General features: G+C 56.5%; 2 protein-coding genes. Both read left to right on the forward strand.

All coding sequences use genetic code 11. The features are described from left to right. Positions 1–79 precede the first annotated feature (79 nt). Positions 80–418, forward strand: a complete 339-nt coding sequence (locus CSC70_RS13625) for a head decoration protein (RefSeq protein WP_001312645.1) — start codon at positions 80–82, stop codon at positions 416–418. A gap of 55 nt (positions 419–473) precedes the next feature. Beyond that, positions 474–1,499 carry a major capsid protein gene (locus CSC70_RS13630; protein WP_000063280.1) on the forward strand — a complete coding sequence of 342 codons (1,026 nt, stop codon included), beginning with the start codon at positions 474–476 and terminating at the stop codon, positions 1,497–1,499. Positions 1,500–1,507: the final 8 nt, after the last annotated feature.

Consider the following 1,507-nt stretch of genomic DNA (forward strand, 5'->3'; position numbering starts at 1 on the left):
GGGGGCACCGGCACCGCTGGCTGCAGGTAACCCGGCATCTGATGCCGTTAACGATTTGCTGAACACACCAGTGTAAGGGATGTTTATGACGAGCAAAGAAACCTTTACCCATTACCAGCCGCAGGGCAACAGTGACCCGGCTCATACCGCAACCGCGCCCGGCGGATTGAGTGCGAAAGCGCCTGCAATGACCCCGCTGATGCTGGACACCTCCAGCCGTAAGCTGGTTGCGTGGGATGGCACCACCGACGGTGCTGCCGTTGGCATTCTTGCGGTTGCTGCTGACCAGACCAGCACCACGCTGACGTTCTACAAGTCCGGCACGTTCCGTTATGAGGATGTGCTCTGGCCGGAGGCTGCCAGCGACGAGACGAAAAAACGGACCGCGTTTGCCGGAACGGCAATCAGCATCGTTTAACTTTACCCTTCATCACGAAAGGCCGCCTGTGCTGCTTTTTTTACGGGATTTTTTTATGTCGATGTACACAACCGCCCAACTGCTGGCGGCAAATGAGCAGAAATTTAAGTTTGATCCGCTGTTTCTGCGTCTCTTTTTCCGTGAGAGCTATCCCTTCACCACGGAGAAAGTCTATCTCTCACAAATTCCGGGACTGGTAAACATGGCGCTGTACGTTTCGCCGATTGTTTCCGGTGAGGTTATCCGTTCCCGTGGCGGCTCCACCTCTGAATTTACGCCGGGATATGTCAAGCCGAAGCATGAAGTGAATCCGCAGATGACCCTGCGTCGCCTGCCGGATGAAGATCCGCAGAATCTGGCGGACCCGGCTTACCGCCGCCGTCGCATCATCATGCAGAACATGCGTGACGAAGAGCTGGCCATTGCTCAGGTCGAAGAGATGCAGGCAGTTTCTGCCGTGCTTAAGGGCAAATACACCATGACCGGTGAAGCCTTCGATCCGGTTGAGGTGGATATGGGCCGCAGTGAGGAGAATAACATCACGCAGTCCGGCGGCACGGAGTGGAGCAAGCGTGACAAGTCCACGTATGACCCGACCGACGATATCGAAGCCTACGCGCTGAACGCCAGCGGTGTGGTGAATATCATCGTGTTCGATCCGAAAGGCTGGGCGCTGTTCCGTTCCTTCAAAGCCGTCAAGGAGAAGCTGGATACCCGTCGTGGCTCTAATTCCGAGCTGGAGACAGCGGTGAAAGACCTGGGCAAAGCGGTGTCCTATAAGGGGATGTATGGCGATGTGGCCATCGTCGTGTATTCCGGACAGTACGTGGAAAACGGCGTCAAAAAGAACTTCCTGCCGGACAACACGATGGTGCTGGGGAACACTCAGGCACGCGGTCTGCGCACCTATGGCTGCATTCAGGATGCGGACGCACAGCGCGAAGGCATTAACGCCTCTGCCCGTTACCCGAAAAACTGGGTGACCACCGGCGATCCGGCGCGTGAGTTCACCATGATTCAGTCAGCACCGCTGATGCTGCTGGCTGACCCTGATGAGTTCGTGTCCGTACAACTGGCGTAATCATGGCC

This window comes from Pseudoxanthomonas kalamensis DSM 18571, assembly GCF_010211745.1.
GTDB classification, from domain to species: domain Bacteria; phylum Pseudomonadota; class Gammaproteobacteria; order Xanthomonadales; family Xanthomonadaceae; genus Pseudoxanthomonas_A; species Pseudoxanthomonas_A kalamensis.

Excerpts from the sequence above, each read along its gene's own strand:
- CSC70_RS13625 (WP_001312645.1), top strand. The coding sequence starts at position 80 with ATGTTTATGACGAGCAAAGAAACCTTTACCCATTACCAGCCGCAGGGC.
- CSC70_RS13630 (WP_000063280.1), top strand. The coding sequence starts at position 474 with ATGTCGATGTACACAACCGCCCAACTGCTGGCGGCAAATGAGCAGAAA.